This is a genomic window from Bradyrhizobium sp. ISRA464 (assembly GCF_029910095.1).
Classification (GTDB): domain Bacteria; phylum Pseudomonadota; class Alphaproteobacteria; order Rhizobiales; family Xanthobacteraceae; genus Bradyrhizobium.
Genome location: NZ_CP094526.1, coordinates 6,332,314 through 6,352,497 on the forward strand (window position 1 = coordinate 6,332,314; position 20,184 = coordinate 6,352,497).

Annotated in this window: 18 protein-coding genes and 2 pseudogenes; 8 read left to right on the forward strand and 12 right to left on the reverse strand. The window is 57.9% G+C overall.

The genetic code is table 11. The annotated features are described in order from the left end of the window. Positions 1-149 precede the first annotated feature (149 nt). Both MTX19_RS29635 and MTX19_RS29640 read right to left on the reverse strand, forming a co-directional pair. Positions 150-533, reverse strand: coding sequence for an XRE family transcriptional regulator (locus MTX19_RS29635; RefSeq protein ID WP_348637516.1), 384 nt, complete (start codon positions 531-533; stop codon positions 150-152). Beyond that, positions 533-829 (reverse strand): type II toxin-antitoxin system HigB family toxin, encoded by a 297-nt coding sequence (locus MTX19_RS29640; protein WP_280978196.1) that lies wholly within the window; start codon positions 827-829, stop codon positions 533-535. The genes MTX19_RS29635 and MTX19_RS29640 overlap by 1 nt, the downstream gene beginning before the upstream one ends. A 140-nt stretch (positions 830-969) precedes the next feature. Here MTX19_RS29640 and MTX19_RS29645 point away from each other — a divergent pair, with 140 nt between their 5' ends. The 3 genes and pseudogenes from MTX19_RS29645 to MTX19_RS29655 all read left to right on the forward strand — a co-directional run. Then, positions 970-1,587 carry a hypothetical protein gene (locus MTX19_RS29645; protein WP_280973077.1) on the forward strand — a complete coding sequence of 206 codons (618 nt, stop codon included), beginning with the start codon at positions 970-972 and terminating at the stop codon, positions 1,585-1,587. Positions 1,588-1,595: 8 nt separating this feature from the next. Then, the gene (locus MTX19_RS29650) at positions 1,596-2,660 is read left to right on the forward strand and encodes an ImmA/IrrE family metallo-endopeptidase (RefSeq protein WP_280985596.1); all 1,065 of its coding nucleotides are present in this window, start codon (positions 1,596-1,598) and stop codon (positions 2,658-2,660) included. A gap of 99 nt (positions 2,661-2,759) precedes the next feature. Next, a pseudogene (locus MTX19_RS29655) lies at positions 2,760-2,981 on the forward strand (IS1 family transposase); the annotation flags it as partial. A gap of 89 nt (positions 2,982-3,070) precedes the next feature. Here the strand turns inward: MTX19_RS29655 and MTX19_RS29660 are convergent. From MTX19_RS29660 to MTX19_RS29675, 4 genes and pseudogenes are all read right to left on the reverse strand, one after another. Then, positions 3,071-3,736 (reverse strand): 2OG-Fe(II) oxygenase, encoded by a 666-nt coding sequence (locus MTX19_RS29660; protein ID WP_280973078.1) that lies wholly within the window; start codon positions 3,734-3,736, stop codon positions 3,071-3,073. 46 nt (positions 3,737-3,782) lie between these two features. Continuing rightward, positions 3,783-4,844 (reverse strand): GFA family protein, encoded by a 1,062-nt coding sequence (locus tag MTX19_RS29665; RefSeq protein WP_280973079.1) that lies wholly within the window; start codon positions 4,842-4,844, stop codon positions 3,783-3,785. A 911-nt stretch (positions 4,845-5,755) separates the two neighbouring features. Continuing rightward, positions 5,756-5,942: pseudogene (locus tag MTX19_RS29670) on the reverse strand (hypothetical protein); the annotation flags it as partial. A gap of 1,117 nt (positions 5,943-7,059) precedes the next feature. Next, complete coding sequence (locus MTX19_RS29675; RefSeq protein WP_280973080.1) at positions 7,060-7,500, reverse strand: VirK family protein; 441 nt, start codon at positions 7,498-7,500, stop codon at positions 7,060-7,062. Between the two features lie 44 nt (positions 7,501-7,544). Here MTX19_RS29675 and MTX19_RS29680 point away from each other — a divergent pair, with 44 nt between their 5' ends. The 5 genes from MTX19_RS29680 (at position 7,545) to MTX19_RS29700 (ending at position 11,427) form a co-directional block, all read left to right on the forward strand. Next, complete coding sequence (locus tag MTX19_RS29680; protein ID WP_280973082.1) at positions 7,545-7,928, forward strand: hypothetical protein; 384 nt, start codon at positions 7,545-7,547, stop codon at positions 7,926-7,928. Further along, positions 7,925-8,671, forward strand: coding sequence for a hypothetical protein (locus MTX19_RS29685; protein WP_280973083.1), 747 nt, complete (start codon positions 7,925-7,927; stop codon positions 8,669-8,671). The genes MTX19_RS29680 and MTX19_RS29685 overlap by 4 nt, the downstream gene beginning before the upstream one ends. Positions 8,672-8,773: 102 nt before the next feature. Continuing rightward, on the forward strand, positions 8,774-9,154 hold the full coding sequence (locus tag MTX19_RS29690; RefSeq protein WP_280973084.1) for a hypothetical protein: 381 nt from the start codon (positions 8,774-8,776) through the stop codon (positions 9,152-9,154). Positions 9,155-9,252: 98 nt separating this feature from the next. Next, positions 9,253-9,648 (forward strand): GNAT family N-acetyltransferase, encoded by a 396-nt coding sequence (locus tag MTX19_RS29695; RefSeq protein WP_280980500.1) that lies wholly within the window; start codon positions 9,253-9,255, stop codon positions 9,646-9,648. A gap of 414 nt (positions 9,649-10,062) precedes the next feature. Then, a complete protein-coding gene (locus MTX19_RS29700; protein ID WP_280986146.1) occupies positions 10,063-11,427 on the forward strand; it encodes an MFS transporter in 1,365 nt (454 codons plus the stop codon). 512 nt (positions 11,428-11,939) lie between these two features. Here the strand turns inward: MTX19_RS29700 and MTX19_RS29705 are convergent. The 6 genes from MTX19_RS29705 to nodI form a co-directional block, all read right to left on the reverse strand. Further along, on the reverse strand, positions 11,940-12,782 hold the full coding sequence (locus tag MTX19_RS29705) for an electron transfer flavoprotein subunit beta/FixA family protein (RefSeq protein WP_280980501.1): 843 nt from the start codon (positions 12,780-12,782) through the stop codon (positions 11,940-11,942). 490 nt (positions 12,783-13,272) lie between these two features. Further along, entirely contained in the window at positions 13,273-15,090 is a 1,818-nt protein-coding gene (nifA, locus tag MTX19_RS29710; protein ID WP_280985597.1) for a nif-specific transcriptional activator NifA, read from the reverse strand. Positions 15,091-15,280: 190 nt separating this feature from the next. Then, positions 15,281-16,072, reverse strand: coding sequence for an SDR family oxidoreductase (locus MTX19_RS29715; protein ID WP_280978199.1), 792 nt, complete (start codon positions 16,070-16,072; stop codon positions 15,281-15,283). 1,051 nt (positions 16,073-17,123) lie between these two features. Continuing rightward, positions 17,124-18,110 (reverse strand): nodulation protein NodZ, encoded by a 987-nt coding sequence (locus tag MTX19_RS29720; protein ID WP_280985598.1) that lies wholly within the window; start codon positions 18,108-18,110, stop codon positions 17,124-17,126. 361 nt (positions 18,111-18,471) lie between these two features. Beyond that, the gene (locus tag MTX19_RS29725) at positions 18,472-19,260 is read right to left on the reverse strand and encodes an ABC transporter permease (protein WP_280980503.1); all 789 of its coding nucleotides are present in this window, start codon (positions 19,258-19,260) and stop codon (positions 18,472-18,474) included. A gap of 2 nt (positions 19,261-19,262) precedes the next feature. Further along, the gene (gene nodI / locus MTX19_RS29730; RefSeq protein WP_280980504.1) at positions 19,263-20,177 is read right to left on the reverse strand and encodes a nodulation factor ABC transporter ATP-binding protein NodI; all 915 of its coding nucleotides are present in this window, start codon (positions 20,175-20,177) and stop codon (positions 19,263-19,265) included. Positions 20,178-20,184: the final 7 nt, after the last annotated feature.

The window sequence follows — 20,184 nt, forward strand, 5'->3', positions numbered from 1 at the left end:
CCGAGGTTGAGCACGAACGCCCACAAATCGGGTATCTACCGCTGGGTCGTGCCTGCTTGATCTGTCTGGCCCCGGTCGTCAAAGCGTTGGGGCAAGTAGTATTTTGGCCAATTAAGAAAAGGGCGCCGCCTAAGCGGGGCCTTCAAAATTTAGGCGTATGCGCGGGCTAGTTCGTATTGAGCCGTCAGGGCATCAATTGGAATGTTCCACTCCTTGCTAATGGTGCGGATCATTTCCAGCGTTAGAGGTCGAATTCGGTTCAGTATTTCAGATGCGCGATTGCGCCCGATAAGATTGCCGAGTTCGGCTTGAGATTTGCCCATAGACTCAATCGCAAAATGGAGAACGTCTACCGGGTCGCCGCGAGGCGTGGAAAAGTGCCCATCCTCGTACTCCTTAATAAGTGAGGAAAGGACTTCGAAACGATCACCATCGGGCGTGCCTGGAGCGGGCTCTGCCTCGAAATAACGGGTTACTTCGCGGATCGCCCAGTCGTAGTCCTGTTCGTTGTGGAGAGGCCTTACGTCCATCATCACACAGTCTCCGCATTAATTCCGTTGTACTCGTCGTGCGTGCCTACAAACTTGATCAGGCCGGTTTTGAACTTGTAGGAGAAATGGACCACGAGGCGGTACTTGTTGCCGCCGATATCGAAAATGGCCCGATTATCTCCAACAAAGTCCACATTGTTCCCAAATGCCGTCTTCAGGTCTGCTGGGCCACCCCAGTTACCTTTGGAAACGATTTCGTACCAAGTTCCCAAAGGGGTCTCTGCTTGGGGGTACCGCTCCCAAAAGACTTTGAGCGCCCTCCTCGCTATTACGTTCATTGCCATAGCATGTTCCCAATATGGGATCAATTTAAAAATTCCCAACGTGGGAACGGTTCTCGTGGGTTTCGTGGCGGCCTCTTGTAATGTTGATTTTTGTGACCTACTTGTAGGGCGAGAAAATCAACATCGAGGGCTCTATGGATATCGTCCAAGCCATCATACTGCGCGAGCCTTGGGAAGTGACGCCTAGGTTGCAGGAACTAACTCTCCACAAGAATAAGTTGCTAGAGGTTCGTGATATTGCAGTGCACGAAAGGGCCAATGCGACGGCGTTCCATGCCGCCAACGCACCCGGCACGTTCTCATATCACCACGGCATTTGGGCGCTCCGACACCGCTTCGTCGGAGCCGATTGGCGAGTGGATCGGACCAACGGGGTAGAAACGATCCGGAACGACAGACTCAAACTGGTGGTGAGTTTCTGCAACGTCGATCTTGCCTGCGTGGATTTCCATAAACCTCAACCAAGAACGAAGAAAGGAAGCGGTGTTGAGCGAGCATCCGAGCCCGGATTGTTCGAGCAGCTTCCCCAGTATGCGCCGCGTCCCAAAGGGGAATGGCAGTTCTTTTACCTTATGGTCGATGAAAACGGGGCGGCTGAGTTATCTAGGCCTGTGGTGAAAGGCGGTGGATTCACAGCCATGATCGAGCGCATCTATCTATCCTACGGAGCTGACGACGATGGGACTGGGCTCCTGCAAGATACACCGGACGCGCCCGTCGAATTTGATCCGCAGATTGCGCGCAAGCTCTGAGTAAGTAGATGTTCAATCCTAGGAGGCTCAGCCTTGCGCGAATGCGCAGAAGGCTGACAGCGCGAGCGCTTGCGGAAAAGACAGGGCTAGCCGAGTTAACAATATCTCGGCTGGAGAAGGGCACCAACGTGCCTGATGCCGCAACATTCGACAAACTTGTGCAGGCTTTAGAGTTTCCGCGTGAGTTTTTCCTCGACCGTGATCCGGAAGAAATTGACACAGGCGCGGTTAGCTTTCGCAGCTTCACTAAAATGAGCGCGAAGGAGCGCGATGCGGCTATTGCCGCTGGCACGATGGGCTTGCAGTTGAGCGCATGGGTAGAAGAGCGCTTTCAGCTTCCCCAGCCGAGTTTGATAGATCTAAGCTATGAGACCGAGCCGGAATCCGCTGCTGCGGCGCTTCGTCAGCACTGGGGACTGGGCGAGCGCCCAATAGCCAACATGCTGGCCCTTCTGGAAACCAAAGGAGTGCGGATTTTTTCCCTTGCCGAGAACACCGCGTCAGTCAATGCGTTCTCATTCTGGCGAGATAATAAGCCGTATATTTTCCTGAACAATTTCAAGACAGCGGAAAGCAGTATTTTTGACTCGGCTCACGAGCTTGGCCATCTCGTAATGCACAAGCACGGTGACCCTAAAGAAACGAGAGCTGCCGAACGAGAGGCCAACGGTTTCGCGTCCGCATTTTTGATGCCTTCAAGAGATGTGCGGGCCCAAGTTCAAAGACCAATCTCCACGCAGGCGATCTTAGGAGCGAAGTCCAGGTGGCGCGTTTCCGCGATGGCTCTCTCATATCGTCTGCATGCCTTAGGCATGCTGTCAGACTGGCGTTACAAGTCGATCATCATGGACTTGGGCAAATGGGGATATCGCGACGGAGAACCGAATGGCATTCAAAGAGAAACGTCAGCAATTTGGCGAAAGGTGCTTACACAGCTATGGAGCGAGAGAACTACGAAGAACGACATCGCAAAAAGCCTCCATTTGCCCCTTGATGAGCTTGAAGGACTGATTTGGAACCTAGCAGGTCCGGAGAGCCGTCCGGGAGAGAGGGAGTTGCGGGAAGTCAAGTAAATGAATTTTCACATTGACGCTAAGCATAAATACTCGGGGCATGAACAAGCTGTCGCTCCAAACCCGCGTCCAAATCCGCGAGGGGTATGACGCAACCGGCGCAACGTGCCCTCAAAGCCCGTCCAGTGTGATGAAATCTGGTCGTTCAGCTACGCCAAGGCCAGGAATGTCAAGTTCGCCAAGTCAGCCCCGGCCGATGCTGGCGACGTTTGGACGTGGACCGCGATGGATCCAGACTCCGAACTGATCGTTTCTTGGCATGTGGGCAACCGTGGCTCGCACACCGGTACGGCGTTCATGCACGACTTGAAGGCCCAGCTCGAGCCTATTCAGCATGCCAGAGATTGCCGGCATACATCAATCGTCCTCGTCCGGATCCGAATCCGACCGTTCCTCTCAGCTGGCCTGGATTATCCGGCAACTACGACGTCTTCGATCATCCGGCGGTTTGCACCGCCGCGCCTCGAACAAAAGTACACCAATGAGCGGCGTTCCCCGCTATGCACGGGCTTGACCTCGTGGCGGAACTTGCACGTGGTGATAACCACCGTACCTAGCGATGGACGAAATATTTCGGGCTCGCGCCCGGTTGGATATACGACGAACTCACCACCCTCGAAGTCTTTCGCGAGCTGAACAATCACAGAATACTCAAAGTCTGGGTCGCTCTCAGCATCCAAATGAATGCCGACAAAGGACCCAGGCGGCATGCGATGCATTTGGCATCGCCGGACGACGTACTCTGACGATGCTCCGAAGATCTTCTTAAGCACGGAACTACGGTCCTTCCTTTCGAGAAGTTCGATGATCCGCGCTGATGATTTCCCATTTACGTTGCTGGGACGACGGCCGGGGTGATCTGTGCGGAGCCGCCTCACGAACAGATTGTGAGAGTCTCCAGCATCTCCCTGTAGAACCACCTCTTCAGGGATATCTGACTGCAGCTGATTGATCTCCGCCAGGTCGTCTTGGGTGAAGAGCACCCCGGGACTAACCAGGACGGTACCTTTATCTCTTAGCTCGCCTCGGTATTTCGCGAGAGCTTCTTCTATAAGCAGGCTGGATTTATCGTTCATTGTGCACGCCTTTCAGGTTCATTCAACGATTCGAATTTAGGGAAGCCTACTGTATCTGCCATGAGCGGATCGCCTGCTCCCAATTCTCACCGTCGAACTCATCCACTGTGATGCTTTCGATGGTGGTCTTATCCAGGCAGCGAACGTTCACACTGAATCCTGCAGGATTTGACCGCGGCCGGTAAAATGGCTTTACGCCGCAAATCCGACAGAAGGTGTGATGAGCAATATTGCTGTTGAACTTGTATGTCGTTAGGAATTCTTCGCCGCACTCGATTCTGAACTTGTCGCCAGGAACGAGCAGGTGCAGAAATCCGGACATATCGCAGATTGAGCAATTGCAGCTCACTGCAGCTACGTCCTGCGGCGCACGGACGCAAAATTTGACAGATCCGCAGTGGCAGCGACCGTAATGCTCAATCTCGAGCCGATCGTCTCCACCAGGAGAGCCGGATCGAGCGACGTTGCGGCACCATTCCAAGTTGAGGCGGTACGCACGATCGTACTCATCTGAGAAACGGCTATAGGCGTCGATGGGGACCAGTTCGCTGATAAGGCGGCTTGTCATCTCACCATGGTACTTCTCCGCGGGATCCTCTCCACCGACGTGGATTCGGAAATACTCAAGGTCGTCAGAGCGAACATCAAAGGTTTTAACCACACTGCCCCACAGCGCCTGGATCATCTCGGCAGCGTGCAGCTCAAACGCGACCATGTAGGCGCAACGCACTATGGCGTCTGTAGATGACAAGCCATGATACAGCGCTCGCAGGTACCGGCGCGTCGTGGAGCTGTAACTAGGCTGTATCGGCCGGCCGAGCAGCCGCGACGCGTCTCTTCTAAAGAGATTGGCGTGAAAGCTGTCTGTGTCCAGAATATCGGGCAACGCAGCGTTGCCGCCTTTGAGAACGCGACCATGGCCTCCCGTCTCGTCCCAGCAGATGAAATTTGCGACCACGCTGGTTAATTCAACGTCCTTCGGCACGCTTCGATTGCGATGCATTGCATCGAAGATGAGATCGCTTTGTGATCCCGATTGCAGATACGGAAACGCCTGTGACATCGCGAAGTATTCAGGCAGTAGGGTCGCAAGCTGCTCTTTGGACATCTCCGCAGCGAACGGATGGGGGCCGAACCTGGCCCGAGCTTGGTGCACCGGGTGATCGCCGGCTGATAGCCCGGAAGGTTGCTGCATCTTAGAGTGAGAAGCGAGAGACGACGTCATGCGACCCCAACTATGCACGAGAGCTTTCCCTGGATAAGCGGGAAAGACACAAAACAGGAGCTAACCAAGATGGGTGCCTTTCGTTTTCAATAGCTCTGGCGGTTGGCAAGAGATCGTGGTGAGCCAAAGAGACCAGTAGAACGTCGTCCGACATGTGTGCTTGCGGCTGTGATCGCCCGGTCGGCCCATGCATCGCGCGATGCAAGTCCACATGTCTCACGACGTTGTCGCGTTGCAGCGAGTTGCGGCTGAGCTTCGTGGCCAGCGTCTTGGTCAGTTCGACCTCCTTATCGGTGTGCCGCATGTTTGCAGATCGGGACGAGCGGCAGGCAGCAATGTTACTCTCCTATCGGCAGCTTTGCGAAAAGTTGCACGCATGTGAGACGCATTAAGATGAAGGAAAGCGGCGCGCCTCCGCATGCCCTCGCCTCATTCCGCGTTGTAGCATGCTCAGAGCAACCGCCGTGCCAACCCGTCCTCACATTGTAAGACACTGAGTATGCGTTGAAGGTGCGCAACTAACCGATCACGCCAAATGTTTTGAATCCGACAGGATTGATGGGCGGTCAGAAAGTGAACAATGGCGACGGCTAAGAAGCGACGGTTTGCCACTTCCGCTAACCAGAGGTAGTTGAAATCGTGGTGCTCAAAGCGCTGCTCACAGATCACCAACTAGCCCGAGGAATCGGACACATGAACGCACAGTCCACTTGCTGGCGCAGGGGACGCCATTCATGGGGAAACAAGATACGGTGAATTTAGCGCCTGCGCCCTCACGACGAGCAAGAGCCCGATCAGCTTCTTTCACTCATCTGGCGATATGTAGGATGCCCCTCGCCCCAATGAGGCGCTTCGTAAGCCGGCGCGCCGGCTTCACCAGCGACCCCGAGCAGAGCGCGGAAGCCGTTAACGGACAGAATAGCCGAACCGGAAGCTGAACTCGTTGAGGCACGCTTGCAGGTGCTGCGGGCTGACGCCGTGGCACGATGAGCAAGTCCAGTTTCAGGAAAACCGGCGACTCGACCTCGGCGATGTTCCACATTCGCCCAATCGAAAATGTCAAAAAGCGAGCGATCGATTGGAGATTACGCCGGCTGGCGGAGATTTCAGAACCTCCTTGAACGCGTCAACTCCGACGCATTCGATGAGCGCGGTGCCGTCTTCCCACGTACCCATCTCCATCACATTGGCAACGAGCCTTGACATTCCTTCGGACACGACGATGTCGGGGGGGCGTCCACCAGACGTATTTGGCCGCGAGCCGCAGCATTTCTGCGCTTCGAACAGATTCGGTCATTGCGGCGTCTCCAGTGACAACAGTGGCACGACTTGGTGCGGGTATCAACCGGATAGGTATACGGCGCACCTCGCGGGACAAGGCAGGTTTGCAAGAGGAAAGTAAGAACCCGCAAACGACATCAGTGTTGCGAGAGTGCGCGTATATTGCGCGATATTTGCCTTCGCTGACCGCCACAAGCGTCGCGGCGCCCTCGCAATTCCGTCAATTTTGACAATCTGACGGCATCACGGATCTGAGGCGGATTGCCTTCAATTTGATGGGGCAGCGACGGATATTTCCGTCGCCGCCCGCTTGTAAGGCGCCGCCAATCAATAGCAATTTGTTGGGCATGCAGCTCGCACAGCCGACGAGCACGATTAGAGGAGCGGCCCTGGTGGCGAGCAAGCGGCAAGATTAATCTAGTCGCGCACCTCCCAGTGACAACAGGGGATCCAGATCCCGATAAAAGGTGCCGCTCCCCAAGCGAACTCGTCGCTCGAGAGAGCCCAACCGAAGTTATCGCAGATGTCGCGACAGATGACGTCCGCGGCGCGGCAGCCGACATACGCTCATGCCACCTCCCTCTCCGCGCGGTCCGTCCAATACTCGCTCGACAAACACCTCTATGCGGAGGACCACCTGGTCGAGTGCGGCCTCGCCAAACTGAACCAACTTCGTGGCGGCTAGCCGCCACGAGAGGAAGGCCAAAAAACTATCCGGACGTACCTGCGATCGCGGCCACCGAGACATGGCTGCGACGAACGTTTCGCGGATCAGGCTGGAAGAGCGGCACCCGTCGGGTGCGCGGTGCTTCTCCAATTACCAGATAAACTTGGCGCCGTCCGGCAGTTCGCAGACGAATTCGCCCTGGTTCACGACCTCGGTCGCCCCCGCGGCCAGCTTAGCGGCCCGCACGGTGAGCCTGCCTTCGCGGCTGAGGCTGTGGCGGATGTACTCCGTCACCGGGCGTCCGGAACTATCCAAGGTCTGATGCGCATTGGCAAAGCTAATACCATTCTGGCTGGTCACCCTGAAGGCACTGATTACCAGCCCTCCCTGCGTGGCCGGCCCCGGCTTGCCCCCATCGACGGTGGCACAACGACTGAGGTCCAGGATCAGCTTCACATTCTTGCCGGCTTGCAGTGCACTGAGCACCTCAACGTATTTCGGCGATGGTTCATCGGCCTTGGCGATCGGGCTCACGGCTGCAGCCATAAGCAAGGACAACAGGATCGACAGGCCTTTGCCACTGAGTTGCATACTCTTCTCCTCTACAAGAACCATAGACCACGCAACTGGCCGACTTGCCTGATGTCGTGTTCGCGAACATCCTGGCGGATTCCAAACATCAGGAACGTTCACATTCGGACAGCAGCAGCTGTCGCAGCGGCTCGCAAGCGGTTCTGAACCCTATCGAACGTCACGACTTCGTAGGTCAGGTTTGCGAAGTGACGCTGTCACGCCCGCACCGGTTCCGTGCCCGCCAAATTGCTCGCGACGATCTGGCGCATGCTTGCTTCATCCAGGAAGCCTGCCCGACGCGTTCACCGAGCATCGATGCGAAGCTGCATCCCACCCAAATCGACAGGCGACAGCATGTTGTGCGTAGCACAGTATGCGCGGCGATCATTCAACAAGATAACAAGCGTCTGGCAGATCGCCTGCACCGGTTCGGAGCAATCAGATGATCACGCCGGTTCGGCGGAATTGGGATGCGAAAGGGTTATTCAATTCATTGACGCCGGCGATGTTCGCCGCCGAACCACCAGTTGTCCGCGCTCGCTGGGACAAATTGTGGCCAGACCTGTACACGGAATATGATGCAAGGTATCTGCAGGCAGAGCTATCCAATCGCCACTTGATTGCGACCAGCGAAGCCGAGGCGTTTCTTAATGCCTGGACGGTGGACGAGGAGCGCCACACCAATGGCTTCATCCGCATCATTGAACTGGTCGCTGGTGGATCCGAAAGGGATCTTTGGGAGCGACTGGACGCTCGACCGCATGATTTTAGTCACATCACCGAATTTCTGAAGGACGAATTCGCACTGATGGTCGTGATCGCATTCGATGAAATGTGTACTTGCCGCGCTTACGCTGCGGATAAGGATTTCTATGCCGTATTTCAGAACCAGAGCTTCGTTTGTTGGCTGAGGGAGTTGATCGCCGACGAGGCGGTTCATTCGATGAACGCTGTTAATGTTATCCGTGCCCGCTATCGCGGTCGCGTTCGCGAAGCCGGCGCAATTCTCGATCGCCTGATCAGCGGCGTCGTCAATGATCCGACTTATCGTGGCACCTTCCTTCTGGACTACTTCGGCCGGGTGTACACGAAGGAAATGCTTGCCAGGTGCCGCGCCACGATCCTGAGAAATATCGCAAAGCCGCTCACAGCCGCAGAGCAAGACGAACTGAATCGCCCACCCAATTGATCCCGACGCCGTCGCAGCCCACCAGAGCGCGATGAAAGACACCACGCGCGCAGCCCGCTTGGGCCCGCACAAAGACCGCTCCCCCGAAAGCGAACAAGTCAGATGAACCTGGTCGTCCAAGGCGTCGGCGGACTGACCACGCTCCTGCTTCCATTTCACATCACCTCGTTTTCCCGGATCAGACTTTGTCAGCATCGGATCAGGGATGATCTATCGTCGGTCTTGGCCGTGCCGCAGTTGGCCAGTGTCTCAGCCTATAACGGCAGTTCGCGCGGTGCCGACCTGAAGATCGGATTGCGATCCAGCCTCCCGATAACGGACTATCATGTGCTTGGCGAGCCGGTGACTGTTGACGAGCAAGGCGGTCCAGAAAACCCACCTCCGGCGACGGTGCTTGTCGTTGCGATCGTTCGCCACGATGGGCCTTCTGCCTTGAACGACCAGGTTCCGCTTGTTGTCAGCTCACACGGTCGAAGCCAATGAAGGCGTGGGTTACCTATCTTGAGATGACAGATCCATCGAAGGTCATGAGATTTCCAGCGCCAGCGCTGCCGCTCTCGATTACCGGACGGCGACTTGCTGTGAAGGACTACCTGCGCCTATTCCGTCTGGTCGGGGATCGCGTTCAATGGGACCTTCGCACCAAGGCATCCGAGGCCGAGGTAGCGCAGCTGATCAGCGCGCACGACCTGATGACGCTCGTGCTGCGTGTCAGCGATGTTGCCCGCGGTCTATGTGAATTCCGCCAACAATCCGACCGCGAAGTCGAGCTCCTGTTCTTCGGCATCGATGCCCAACTGGAAGGGCAAGGACTTGGACGTTATTTTCTGTCGAAATGCCTTACAATTGCATGGGCTCGCCAGCCAGGCCGGATTTGGCTTCGGACCGACGAGTTCGACAGTCCGAAGGCGGTGAAGTTGTACGCATCCGTTGGCTTCTCGATTTTCGACCGCCGATATGAGGACATCGCCGATTGATGACGTGAACCTTGGGTTGCACCTGCATATTTGGTGTGCAGCTACGTCATCGACGAGAACGGTCACATCCACGCCGTCCATCACAAGATGCACGATCGCCTTGGAGGTTTGACCTGCTCAGGCAGGCCTGATTCGGCTAAACAGCTTGACGATCGCGCAGCTGCGAGAAGTTTGCGCGGGCGGTCGATGATGTGCGCCTACCAACGGCCAAAGCTGCCACTTCCTCCGCGATTGGTTCCTGACGTAACAGAAAAAAACTGGTCTTGATAATCTGTGTAACCACGCGGCAACCGCCGAAAATATGCCGAAAAGATCAGGCGCTGTCCGACCGGTCGGCAATACCCAATCATGGCAATTCCCGGCCCGAATTACAGCTCGGCCGGCGAGAGGGTCTTCCGCAACCGGCCATTTCAGATGGGAAGGAAACTCGCGGTGTCACAAGCGTCCAATTCGCATGCAACGGCCAAGTCGCGCATCGGCGCGATCTTGCGTGCGACCAGCGGCAATTTCCTCGAGCAGTTCGACTTTTTTCTGTTCGGCTTTTACGCCAGCGCCATTGGGAAGGCGTTCTTCCCCTCGGAGAGCGAAACAGCTTCGCTGCTCAACACCTTCGGCGTGTTCTGGCTCGGCGCCCTGATGCGTCCGGTTGGCGCGATCGTGCTCGGAGCCTATATCGACAAGCTCGGACGTCGGCAAGGCTTGATCGTCACACTCTCGATCATGGCAATCGGCACCGTGATTATCGCCTTCTGTCCGACTTACGCGACAATCGGCATCGCAGCGCCCATCATCGTGCTGGTCGGGCGGTTGCTGCAGGGCTTTTCTGCCGGCGTCGAGGTTGGCGGCGTTTCGGTTTATCTGTCGGAAATCGCAACGCCGGGCCGGCGCGGTTTCTACACCTCCTTCCAGTCGTCCAGCCAGCAGGTCGCGATCTTCGTCGCAGCGATCATAGGCTACGTCCTGAACGAATCGATTCCGGCCGAAACGGTGGCCGCTTGGGGCTGGCGCATCCCGTTCTTTCTCGGCTGCCTCATTATTCCGCTAATCTTCTTCCTGCGAAGGACGCTGGAGGAAACGCCGGAATTTCTGGCCATGAAGAAGCATCCCACGACCCGCGAGGTGTTTGCTTCGGCGCTGGCCAACTGGCGCGTGGTCATTCTCGGCATGATGATCGCAATCCTGACCACGACGACCTTCTATTTCGTCACGGTTTACACGCCTACATTTGGCAAGAGTATCTTGAAACTGTCCAGCCAGGACGCTCTCTTCGTGACACTCTTGGTTGCCGTCACCAATTTCATCTGGAATCCGGTTGGCGGCGCCGTTTCTGACCGAATCGGCCGCAAGCCGGTTCTGCTGACCATTGCGGGGCTCGCGCTGGTGACCACCTATCCTGCCTTGTCCTGGCTCGTCAGCGCGCCCTCGTTCGCCAAGATGCTGGCAGTGGCGATGATGTTCTCATTCTATTTCGGCATCTACAGTGGCACCATGTTGGGCGCGCTTGTTGAGATCGTACCGATGCATGTGCGCACCACCTGCTTCTCCCTGGCCTTTGCGCTCGCGGCCGCCCTGTTTGGCACCTTTACGCCATTTGCCTCGACCTGGCTCATCAATCAAACTGACGATAAGGCTTCGCCCGGCTTTTGGCTGATGTTCGCGGCCCTGCTCGGCATCATTGCGGCACTTACGGTCTATCCCGGAACCAAAAAGCCCTCGAGAGTTGCGAAGCCGGCGCGGCCCGAACGACCCACCGGGGCTTTGCAGGCCACACCGCGCTAGCCCCAATCGCTTGGCCGTCATGACGGCCCCTGACGCGAATCGTCAGGGGCCGTCTTGGCGGATGGACTCTCGACCCCGCTCGCGATCGCCATCAGCGCAATTCTGGCGCTGACGCCCGCGCCGCGAGGACACGACCATCATCGCGATCATCGACTTGCTCCAGTTGGGATTCGTGGATCGGTATCGGTGGCCTCTGATCCCCACTGTGGCTCGGCTGGCAGGCGCTCCGCTTCACCTCGCAGAGGTCGGCCTCGACCCGGCTGCATCCTCCGCCTGAAACAGAGCGAATTCATCATCAGGGCCGAAGTATCGCGCCACCTTGAAGTGATACGATGGTATACCACACGCGCTCGACTGGGCAGACAGTTCAGCGAGCCGTCATGCGATACGAGAATATTCGCGACCCGCGAGCTGCGCTGTACGCACTGAACAGCTCTTTTGACGAGGGTATGCTCACTCGCCGGCAACGCGCTGCTCCGACAACGTGGCCCATCGCCAAACGATCCTGCGGATCAGACATCGCGGACGAGTGTCGCAAGATCGGTCTCAAGCTTTGGCTGGTGCTTGAAGATGGCATCGATCAACGCTTGCGCCGGCTGCTCGGCCGCCTCCACCAGCGCCGCCTTTTCAGCGCGCGCAGAGGGAGCGAACACGCGCTTGACGACGGTCGGCGAGCCCTTGAGTCCGCATTTGGAGAGGTCCTCGACGCCGGCGTCCTGCGCGCTCCATTTCACGATTGACGCGCGAGCGGCGCGCAATGCATCGGCCATGGCACCGCGGCGAATCTGGTTGGTCGCCTCGAGCATCGTAATGAGACATGGCAGTTTGGTCTGCAGAACTTGGACGCCGCCTTCGGAGCGTCGCTCCGCTTCGATCGTACGCGCTGTCAAATCCAGATCTCTGATCTTGGCGACGTAGGTCAGCTGCAGGGCGCCGAGCCGCTTGGCGATGCCGGGCCCGACCTGCGCGGTATCTCCGTCGATAGTCTGCTTGCCGGTAAATATGACGTCTGGCGCGCCATATTCCTGACCAATCTTTTGAATCGCAGTCGCCAGCGCATAGGTCGTTGCCAGAGTATCGGAGCCGGCGAAGCAGCGATCGGTAAGCAGAACGGCGCGGTCGGCGCCAAAGGTCAACGCCTTGCGTAACGAATCCTCCGCCGACGGCGGCCCCATTGTAAGCACCGTGATCTCACCGCCGAATCGATCGCGCAGCTCCAGTGCGGCCTCAAGCGCAAAGAGATCGTACGGGTTGATGATGGTCGGCACGCCCTGGCGCATGATCGTATTGGTGACTGGGTGAACGCGGATCTGCGCGGAATCGGGGACCTGCTTGATGCAGACGACGGTGTGCATGTTGTTCTCCGGAGGCTTCGACAGCCAACGGGAACAGCAAGTGTCGTACCATCGCAGATTCCAGTAATAAATTAATTAGTACAGCAACTTATACGATTCCAGCATAACCAGCCCAAGCTCCGGCGACGACAGAACTCCGACATTCGTCGTGGGTGCGACAGCAGGTTCGGCCTGCTTGATGTGGAGTTGACCTGCGACCTACGGCGCACCATTCAAAATGGAATCTGTGTTGCTGGCGTCAATCCCGACGCTGATCAGGCAGCGGCAGCAAGGCCGCAGCGCCCAACGGACGACAGGTTTGACGTGGCGGGCCGTTGGTGATCGCGCCGCTTTGGCGGCGCTCTCAGCGTCCAGTTAACTACCTACGGGCAGCCTTTGACGCGCTTCACCGCTGCGACTAATCATATGCAGGAGTCCGCGCGAACCCTTGAGCCTTGCTCTGTGCCGACCGCTTGCCTCACTTGATTGCCGTCGCGACGCGCTCTTGCGTTCAGAAGCGCTTGATCTCGACTCCATATTTCCTCAATGCATAGCCAATCTGCCGCGGCGTTAGTCCAAGCAGCCGTGCTGCCTTTGCCTGCACCCAGCCCGACCGTTCCATCGCGGCAATGACGCGCTCGCGATCGGCCGTCTTCCCGCCCGCCACGAGAGCTGTGCCGGCAGCAGGCAGCGGAGGCCGATCATCGCTGACAGGTACGAGCGGCGCAGCCGCTTCAGTGGGCCGCGTGGCCGGCCTCACCGACATTGGCGCAGCAAGTCCCGGTTGGGGCGTCGCCTCTTCCGGCTTGCTCTTCCACAGCATCGCGGAAAGGCATTGACCGTGGCAGCATGCAAAGTCACTCCTGACGATTGAAGGTCCCGGCGCCAGAGTGGCAGTGCGTTCGACGCAATTTTCAAGCTCGCGGACATTGCCAGGAAATCCGCAGTTCATCAGCACCTCAATCGCGCTGGTATCGAACGTCAGCGCGCGGCCGTTCTCCTTGTTGAAAGCGGCGAGAAACTCAACGGCGAGCAGCGGAATATCACTGCGCCTTTCGCGCAGCGCCGGCAGCAGCAGAGGAACCACGCTGATCCGATAATACAGATCGGCGCGGAATTCGTTCCTTACGACCGCCTCTTCGAGGTTCTTATTGGTTGCCGCAATCACGCGAACGTCGACTTTGATGGTCTGATTGCTGCCGAGGCGCTCAAACTCCTGCTCTTGCAGGACGCGTAGTAACTTTGCCTGAAACGAGGGCGAGATCTCGCCGATTTCATCAAGGAACAGAGTGCCTTTGTCGGCGAGCTCGAAGCGTCCCTTGCGCGAACTGAACGCGCTGGTAAACGCACCTTTCTCATGACCGAACAACTCGGACTCCAGCACCGCCTCCGGGAGGGCAGCGCAATTCAGCTTGATGAAGGGCCGCTTGGCACGCGGCGAGAGCTCGTGAATAGCCTTGGCGACCAGCTCCTTACCCGTTCCGGATTCGCCGCGCAGCAGAACCGTGCTGTTAGACTTGGCAACCACGGCAATCTTGTCCAGCAAGCCTCGCAGAGCCGGGCTGTCGCCAATGATGCCCTGAACATGAACCTTCTTACGTTCCCGCGCGGGCGGCTTAAGCTCGAGCAGTTGCTTCTGCAGCCGGTCCTTTTCCGTCATCAGTCGCTCGCGGTCACAGGCGAACAGGCGATGCAGCTTCACTGTCTGCCCGACCAGATTGGCGATCATGGTCAGCAGACGTACGTCGTAATCGAGCAAAACGTCCGACCTGTCGTCGAGAATGCGGTCGATGGTCAGGGTCCCGACGACTTTTGCGTCGATGCGAATGGGCACACCGATGAAGGAGACCGGCTGATTGTCGGACGCCCCAAGCACCTCCAGGTCCGCGGCAGTAAAGGCCGGCTCAGCAGCCACATTTTGAGCGACGAGCGGCCTGTCCGTCGCCATAATTTGATCGATCGCCTTCTGTGGCAGACGCATCCGATAACGCTCATCACTGCCTTCGCTCCAGCCGGCTCCGACCGTGATATCCGGCATGCCATCATCGTCGAACAGCGAGACGATGCCGTGTCGCATCTGCACAAACGATTGCAGCAGATCCACGACATTGGTCAACGTGACTTCGAGCCGGCACGGAGCGGCGAGCACCTTCGATATTTCAAAGATGCCGCTCAGCGCACTCTCGCGCCGCGGCTCAACACAGATCTCGCGGTCTGTCTCTGACTGTGATCTTTCGCGCGCGCAAGCCATATGCAGCATGCGAAGGTCTCCGTTGTTATGATCATCCTGCCTGGCATCTTGTTCGGGTCTGCGAGCTTCGTGTTGCATGTCATGCTCAATCTAGCGCCCAGTTTGACGAGATGACATAGATAGATGACATCCTTTCATGGTGCGACAGCAACTTCACAAAGCGTTGATCCGCCATCTTCATGTTCGTGGATCGCTGCACGTTATCGGCGGAGAACGCGAGATCCATTGATCTGCTCAAATCAAGTTATGAATTGCCAGATCCTGCCGGCTACAGATGCTGGCCGCCATTAATCGGCACCTCGGTACCCGTGACATAGCTTGCCGCGTCTGAGCATAGGAAGAAGATGACCTTGGCGACTTCTTCGGGCGTGCCTATCCGACGTAGCGGGATGTTTGGCACAAGCTGGGCTTCCGTGTCCGGCGATAACATCTCGGTCCTGATTTCGCCAGGAGCGATCGCGTTCACGCGAATGCCGTGTGGCGCATAATCGTGCGCCATTTCGCGCGTGAGACTTGCAAGCGCAGCCTTCGACGTCGCATAGGCGCTGCCCGCAAACGGATGCACCCGTGAGCCGGCGATCGAGGTCACGTTGACGACCGAACCTGACGCTGATTTCAGCTCGTCAAACAAACCCTGTACGAGCAGGATCGGCGCCACCAGATTGAGATGAAACACCTGCATCCAGGTCTCGATAGACGTCGCCAATGATGTCAAGCGGGTGCCATCTGGTGTCTTCGGTGACATGCCGGCGTTGTTGATCAACGCATTCAACGGCGTCCCTGCAAGTCGCTCCTTGACCTCGGCGATGGCGCGCGGGAGCATCCGATGGTCGCTGAGGTCGGCCTGAACATGATCGTCAGTCCCTGATTCCCATGGGCAGCGGCTGCCATCAAACGGTTGGCGCGCGCAGGAAATGATACGCCAACCCGCGTCCGAAAACAGCTTGGCGGTCGCATGGCCAATGCCACGCGATGCCCCTGTCAGCAACAGCGTTTTCTGTTCTCCCGGTCGGACGCGCGCTTGATCGGCATGAAACGGGCAAGCCACGCCCCTCACCAAAGGCGCGGTGGCTGCCGGATCGGCATTTGCGAAATTGAGATTCAAGCACGCCTCCCCATCCTTCAGCCTGCTCCCGAATGCATTGCAGGATTTGGGCCACGGCAAGGCAGACGATGTCCGCGTCGGTTTTGCAGCCCAATGTCGCGTTCGCGCACAGCCTGTTCTGTTCCAGACATTGCGCGTTTGCATTCTGACAATGACAAATCGTAGGGCACGCGCCCTCCCCTTGAGCATGGCGGCGCGCGCCATGTGATCCATCCGACGTTAACCGACACATCTTGCCCGTCGCGCGCTATCGAACTCATCTATAATTCGCGCGTGCCCGACAGGCTGCCGGCCCACGCTCATTGACCCGATAGAGTTGGCCTCGCCCGATCGCATCCGCAAGCTGGTTGTGAGAGCGCAGACGAGCTACTTCTGGCCGGATCGGAGTGCTGCGTCAAGAAGGCGCGTCGCCGCAGCTTCCAACGGCGCACGATCGCAAGCACAAATCTGACGCGACATGCTTCTACGTCAGGTTTGCCTACGACTGCGCTTTGCATCGATATGACATTGCAAAGTTTGGTCTGCCGCTAACACCACGAAACGAGGGAGACGTCGTAAAGCTGATCCGCCCGCAACAACTCTACACTGCGCGTCGGTTCATACGAGTGTGCACGACCGTTGCACGCACAGCGTCGCTCCCCGATTTGGCGTCGGAAACCGGCCATTGATACGTTGACGCTCCGGCTTGAGGCTCTTGGATGCCGGCGTCGGACGCGATGCGTAAGATTTCGTGATGGAGACCCGTCAGATCGGCCGGGTCGCGATTGGTCTTTCCGGCCTCGCTTGGTACGCACGCGTTGGCCGCGCGCCATGCATAAGCAAGACCATTTGTTCGCACTCCGTCAGCTTGATGAGGCCGTCGCCTTTCAAGGCTACCGCCCCCGCCAAAAATCACACTTGCACCCAGCGTCATCTATTGTGAAGGGACAGATTCTCGCAATGGAGGATCGCCGGGGCGACTGACGCGGATGCTGCCGAGCTCACAAATGCACAGCTGTGATCGCCATCAATCGGCACACTCCGCCGCCGGCTCTTCAATCACGATCAAGCGGCTCGGGTCATTTAGATCGAACTCGATCACACGCGGGACGAACAGGCTGGCATAGCGGGTGAACGCGCTGGTCGGCGGAAACCGAACCACAGTTTCGCACCTCGCCAGGAGATACATCTCGATGAGGGCCGAAAAGCCGCCGTCTGCTCCGAGTGTTGCACTATGCAAGGGTCCGGCATGAGGCGCCTGGAACCGCTTTGGGGTCGTGAAAACATCAGGAAATATACCTGTTATCTTCTCAAGGACGAGCTCACTGTCCGTGCACACGAACACCCGTACGGGTCTTGGGTGAGGCATCGCCTTGGCTTTATCAATCGCCGCACAGACTTGGCGCAAAGCGAGTGTCGGGTCCGCCCAGTAGGGCGCATGTCCCATAATGTCTTCGCCGTTGCCGTGACGGACGTGAACTCCGATGATGCTGCGCCCCTCAAAGTGCTCGCGGTAGATCGCGTCAATCCGGGTCTGCACTTCCGATCGCGGTTTGACACTCCGGAATATCTGCCGCTCGGCGTCAGAATCGCAACGCCACATGAGGCAGGCGTCACACACTACCGTATTGGCGTCGGTGTCCTCTTCGCTTTGGAACAGCTTGTCCAGTTCGTCGCGCTCTCGGAAAATCTGCTCATCTGGCCGATAAACGCACTCGATCGGTGGCTTATTCCACCACTGCGGAAAGAAGGGGCCCGGAAATGCAAGCTGATTGATCCGATCATCGCAAATGACCGGCACACCGGCGATCTCCTGAACCGGCTCAAAAAACACTGGAAATGCATTGGTGAATGGTTGATCGAGATAGCAGGAGCCCCGCCAATCAATGGCAAGCGTGCGCCCGGTTCGCCGCGCATACCGCCACGCTGCGGCCAGGGACCATAGGCAATCACCGAACCCTGTGCGTCGTCGAGAAACAACGAAGCGATCGTTCGTCGAGTTACCAGCGAGCATTTGCTTTGCCTCGTTCCGGGATATGGGTTGGATAAGAGAAGGCGTCGCGGAAGCGGGATTTGCCTATCCCACAATAAATTGGGCTGTCCCCTCGAAGTCCTCCTGAAACCCGCGCGACAAACATCCCAACCGAGCTCCTCACAAGTCTCGCCCGACTTGGCGACTTGCGATCAATCAATCGCGCCTCTCTTGCTTCGTGGCGCCGAGACGGCATGCCCTGGGCTGCGACCTGGCACTGACTGGCATTGTCCGTCCGAAGACAGGTGTGCGCCCGACGTGTCATGCTGCGGCGTTCCGAGGTGCCGCGACCCCAACCGCAGGCCGCATCCTTTGTAACCTCTTCCTTCAGCCTCACGTGAGGTCAACGCATCAGGCGCCGACGGAACAGTGCTGTCGAAACCAGGAACGGCAATATCGCGTATACGCACAGCGCTGCGATGTGCAGGGTAATGCCACCATCGGCCCGCCCAAGCATCACCGGGCGGATGAGGTCGACCGAATGCGCCAGCGGCAATAAGCTCGCCAGGCGTTGTAATGCGCCCGGCAGTTCGCTGGCGGGAAAGACTGCCCCGCACAGGAATACCATGGGCGTGATGAAGAGCGTCTGGTAAAACACGAAGTAGTCATAGCTGGGCGCGAGAGATATCACGACCATGGCTAGGCTCGCGAATACGACGCCGGTCAAGGCAATTGCAGGCATTGCGTAGAAAACGGAGCGCCACGGCGCATAGCCCAGCATGACCGCGACAATTCCGATTGCCGTCCCCGCCAGGACGGACTTGCTCGCCGCCCACGCCAATTCGCCCAGAACAATGTCGCCGAGCGTAAGCTGCGTGGACAGGATCGCTTCCCAGGTGCGCTTTGCGTCCATGCGGGCGAACGCTGCGTACATTGTTTCGAAGGTCGCCGACGTCATCGCGCTAGTCGCGACCATTCCGGCCGCTAGAAATGCGATGTATGAGGTACCCTCGACACGACCAACGATGATGCCGAGGCCGAAGCCCAGACCAAACAGATTGGTGAGGGGATCGGCGAGATTGCCGAGAACGGATGCGATCGCCACTTTCCTCCATGCCAGAAAGTTGCGTCGCCATACCGCGATCCAGTTATATGCGTTGGCGGGCAAGGTCGCCGCATAACCTTGAACCATCCTCATTTCTCCATCTCGCGCCCAGTCAATCGCAAGAAGACGTCCTCGAGATTTGGCGGGCGCTGCAGAAGGCGGAGCCCCGCCCGACCTTGCAGTCTGCTGCGAACCTGGCCTGGATCTGCCGCATAGCAAAACAGCGTCTCGCCGCTCGCTTCGACGTGCCGTACATACGGTTCAATCAGCGCACGCAGGTCGTGTGGGTCGCCGCCGTAGATTTCGATCACGTCGCACCCGATCTGCTCATCAATCAACGAGCGGGGTTTGCCCTCGACGAGCTTGACTCCATTTTCTAGCACGCACAGCCGATCGCATAACCGCTCGGCTTCCTCCATGAAGTGGGTGGTGAGGAGAATCGTCATACCGCGCGCCACCAGCACTCGAAGACGTTCCCAAATCAGATGGCGCGCGTGCGGATCGAGACCGGTGGTTGGTTCATCCATGACCAGCAGGTGCGGATCGTTGATCAGCGCACGCGCCAGCGTCAGCCGCCGTTTCATCCCGCCCGACAATTGGGCGACGCGCGCGTCGGCCTTGCTCTGGAGGCGGGCGAAATCGAGCAGTTCCGGCACGGCCGCCTCGACCTGACGTGAACTCATGCCGAAGTAGCGACCGAAGACCAGCAGATTTTCTCGTACCGTAAACTCGAGTTCAAGGTTGTCGAACTGCGGCACCACGCCGATACGCAGGCGTGCCACCCGAGCGCGGGCCGGCACAGGTTCGTTGAGGACTGTAATCTTTCCCGCATCGGGCGCCATCATCCCCATGACCATCCGCGCAATCGTGCTCTTGCCGGCGCCGTTCGGCCCGAGCAGACCGAAGCATTCCCCTCGTGCCACGCTGAACGACAGATCGTTGACAACGATCCTGTCGTCGAATGACTTTCTAACGCCGGCAAGGTCGATTGCTACGCTCGACATGTTTACC

Coding starts and splice junctions, on each gene's coding strand:
- MTX19_RS29645 (WP_280973077.1), top strand. CDS start 970: ATGGATATCGTCCAAGCCATCATACTGCGCGAGCCTTGGGAAGTGACG.
- MTX19_RS29700 (WP_280986146.1), top strand. CDS start 10,063: ATGGGAAGGAAACTCGCGGTGTCACAAGCGTCCAATTCGCATGCAACG.
- MTX19_RS29675 (WP_280973080.1), bottom strand. CDS start 7,500: ATGCAACTCAGTGGCAAAGGCCTGTCGATCCTGTTGTCCTTGCTTATG.
- MTX19_RS29690 (WP_280973084.1), top strand. CDS start 8,774: ATGAACCTGGTCGTCCAAGGCGTCGGCGGACTGACCACGCTCCTGCTT.
- MTX19_RS29685 (WP_280973083.1), top strand. CDS start 7,925: ATGATCACGCCGGTTCGGCGGAATTGGGATGCGAAAGGGTTATTCAAT.
- MTX19_RS29640 (WP_280978196.1), bottom strand. CDS start 829: ATGAACGTAATAGCGAGGAGGGCGCTCAAAGTCTTTTGGGAGCGGTAC.
- MTX19_RS29665 (WP_280973079.1), bottom strand. CDS start 4,844: ATGTCCAAAGAGCAGCTTGCGACCCTACTGCCTGAATACTTCGCGATG.
- MTX19_RS29705 (WP_280980501.1), bottom strand. CDS start 12,782: ATGCACACCGTCGTCTGCATCAAGCAGGTCCCCGATTCCGCGCAGATC.
- MTX19_RS29650 (WP_280985596.1), top strand. CDS start 1,596: ATGTTCAATCCTAGGAGGCTCAGCCTTGCGCGAATGCGCAGAAGGCTG.
- MTX19_RS29635 (WP_348637516.1), bottom strand. CDS start 533: ATGATGGACGTAAGGCCTCTCCACAACGAACAGGACTACGACTGGGCG.
- nodI (WP_280980504.1), bottom strand. CDS start 20,177: ATGTCGAGCGTAGCAATCGACCTTGCCGGCGTTAGAAAGTCATTCGAC.
- MTX19_RS29725 (WP_280980503.1), bottom strand. CDS start 19,260: ATGGTTCAAGGTTATGCGGCGACCTTGCCCGCCAACGCATATAACTGG.
- nifA (WP_280985597.1), bottom strand. CDS start 15,090: ATGCAACACGAAGCTCGCAGACCCGAACAAGATGCCAGGCAGGATGAT.
- MTX19_RS29660 (WP_280973078.1), bottom strand. CDS start 3,736: ATGAACGATAAATCCAGCCTGCTTATAGAAGAAGCTCTCGCGAAATAC.
- MTX19_RS29720 (WP_280985598.1), bottom strand. CDS start 18,110: ATGCTCGCTGGTAACTCGACGAACGATCGCTTCGTTGTTTCTCGACGA.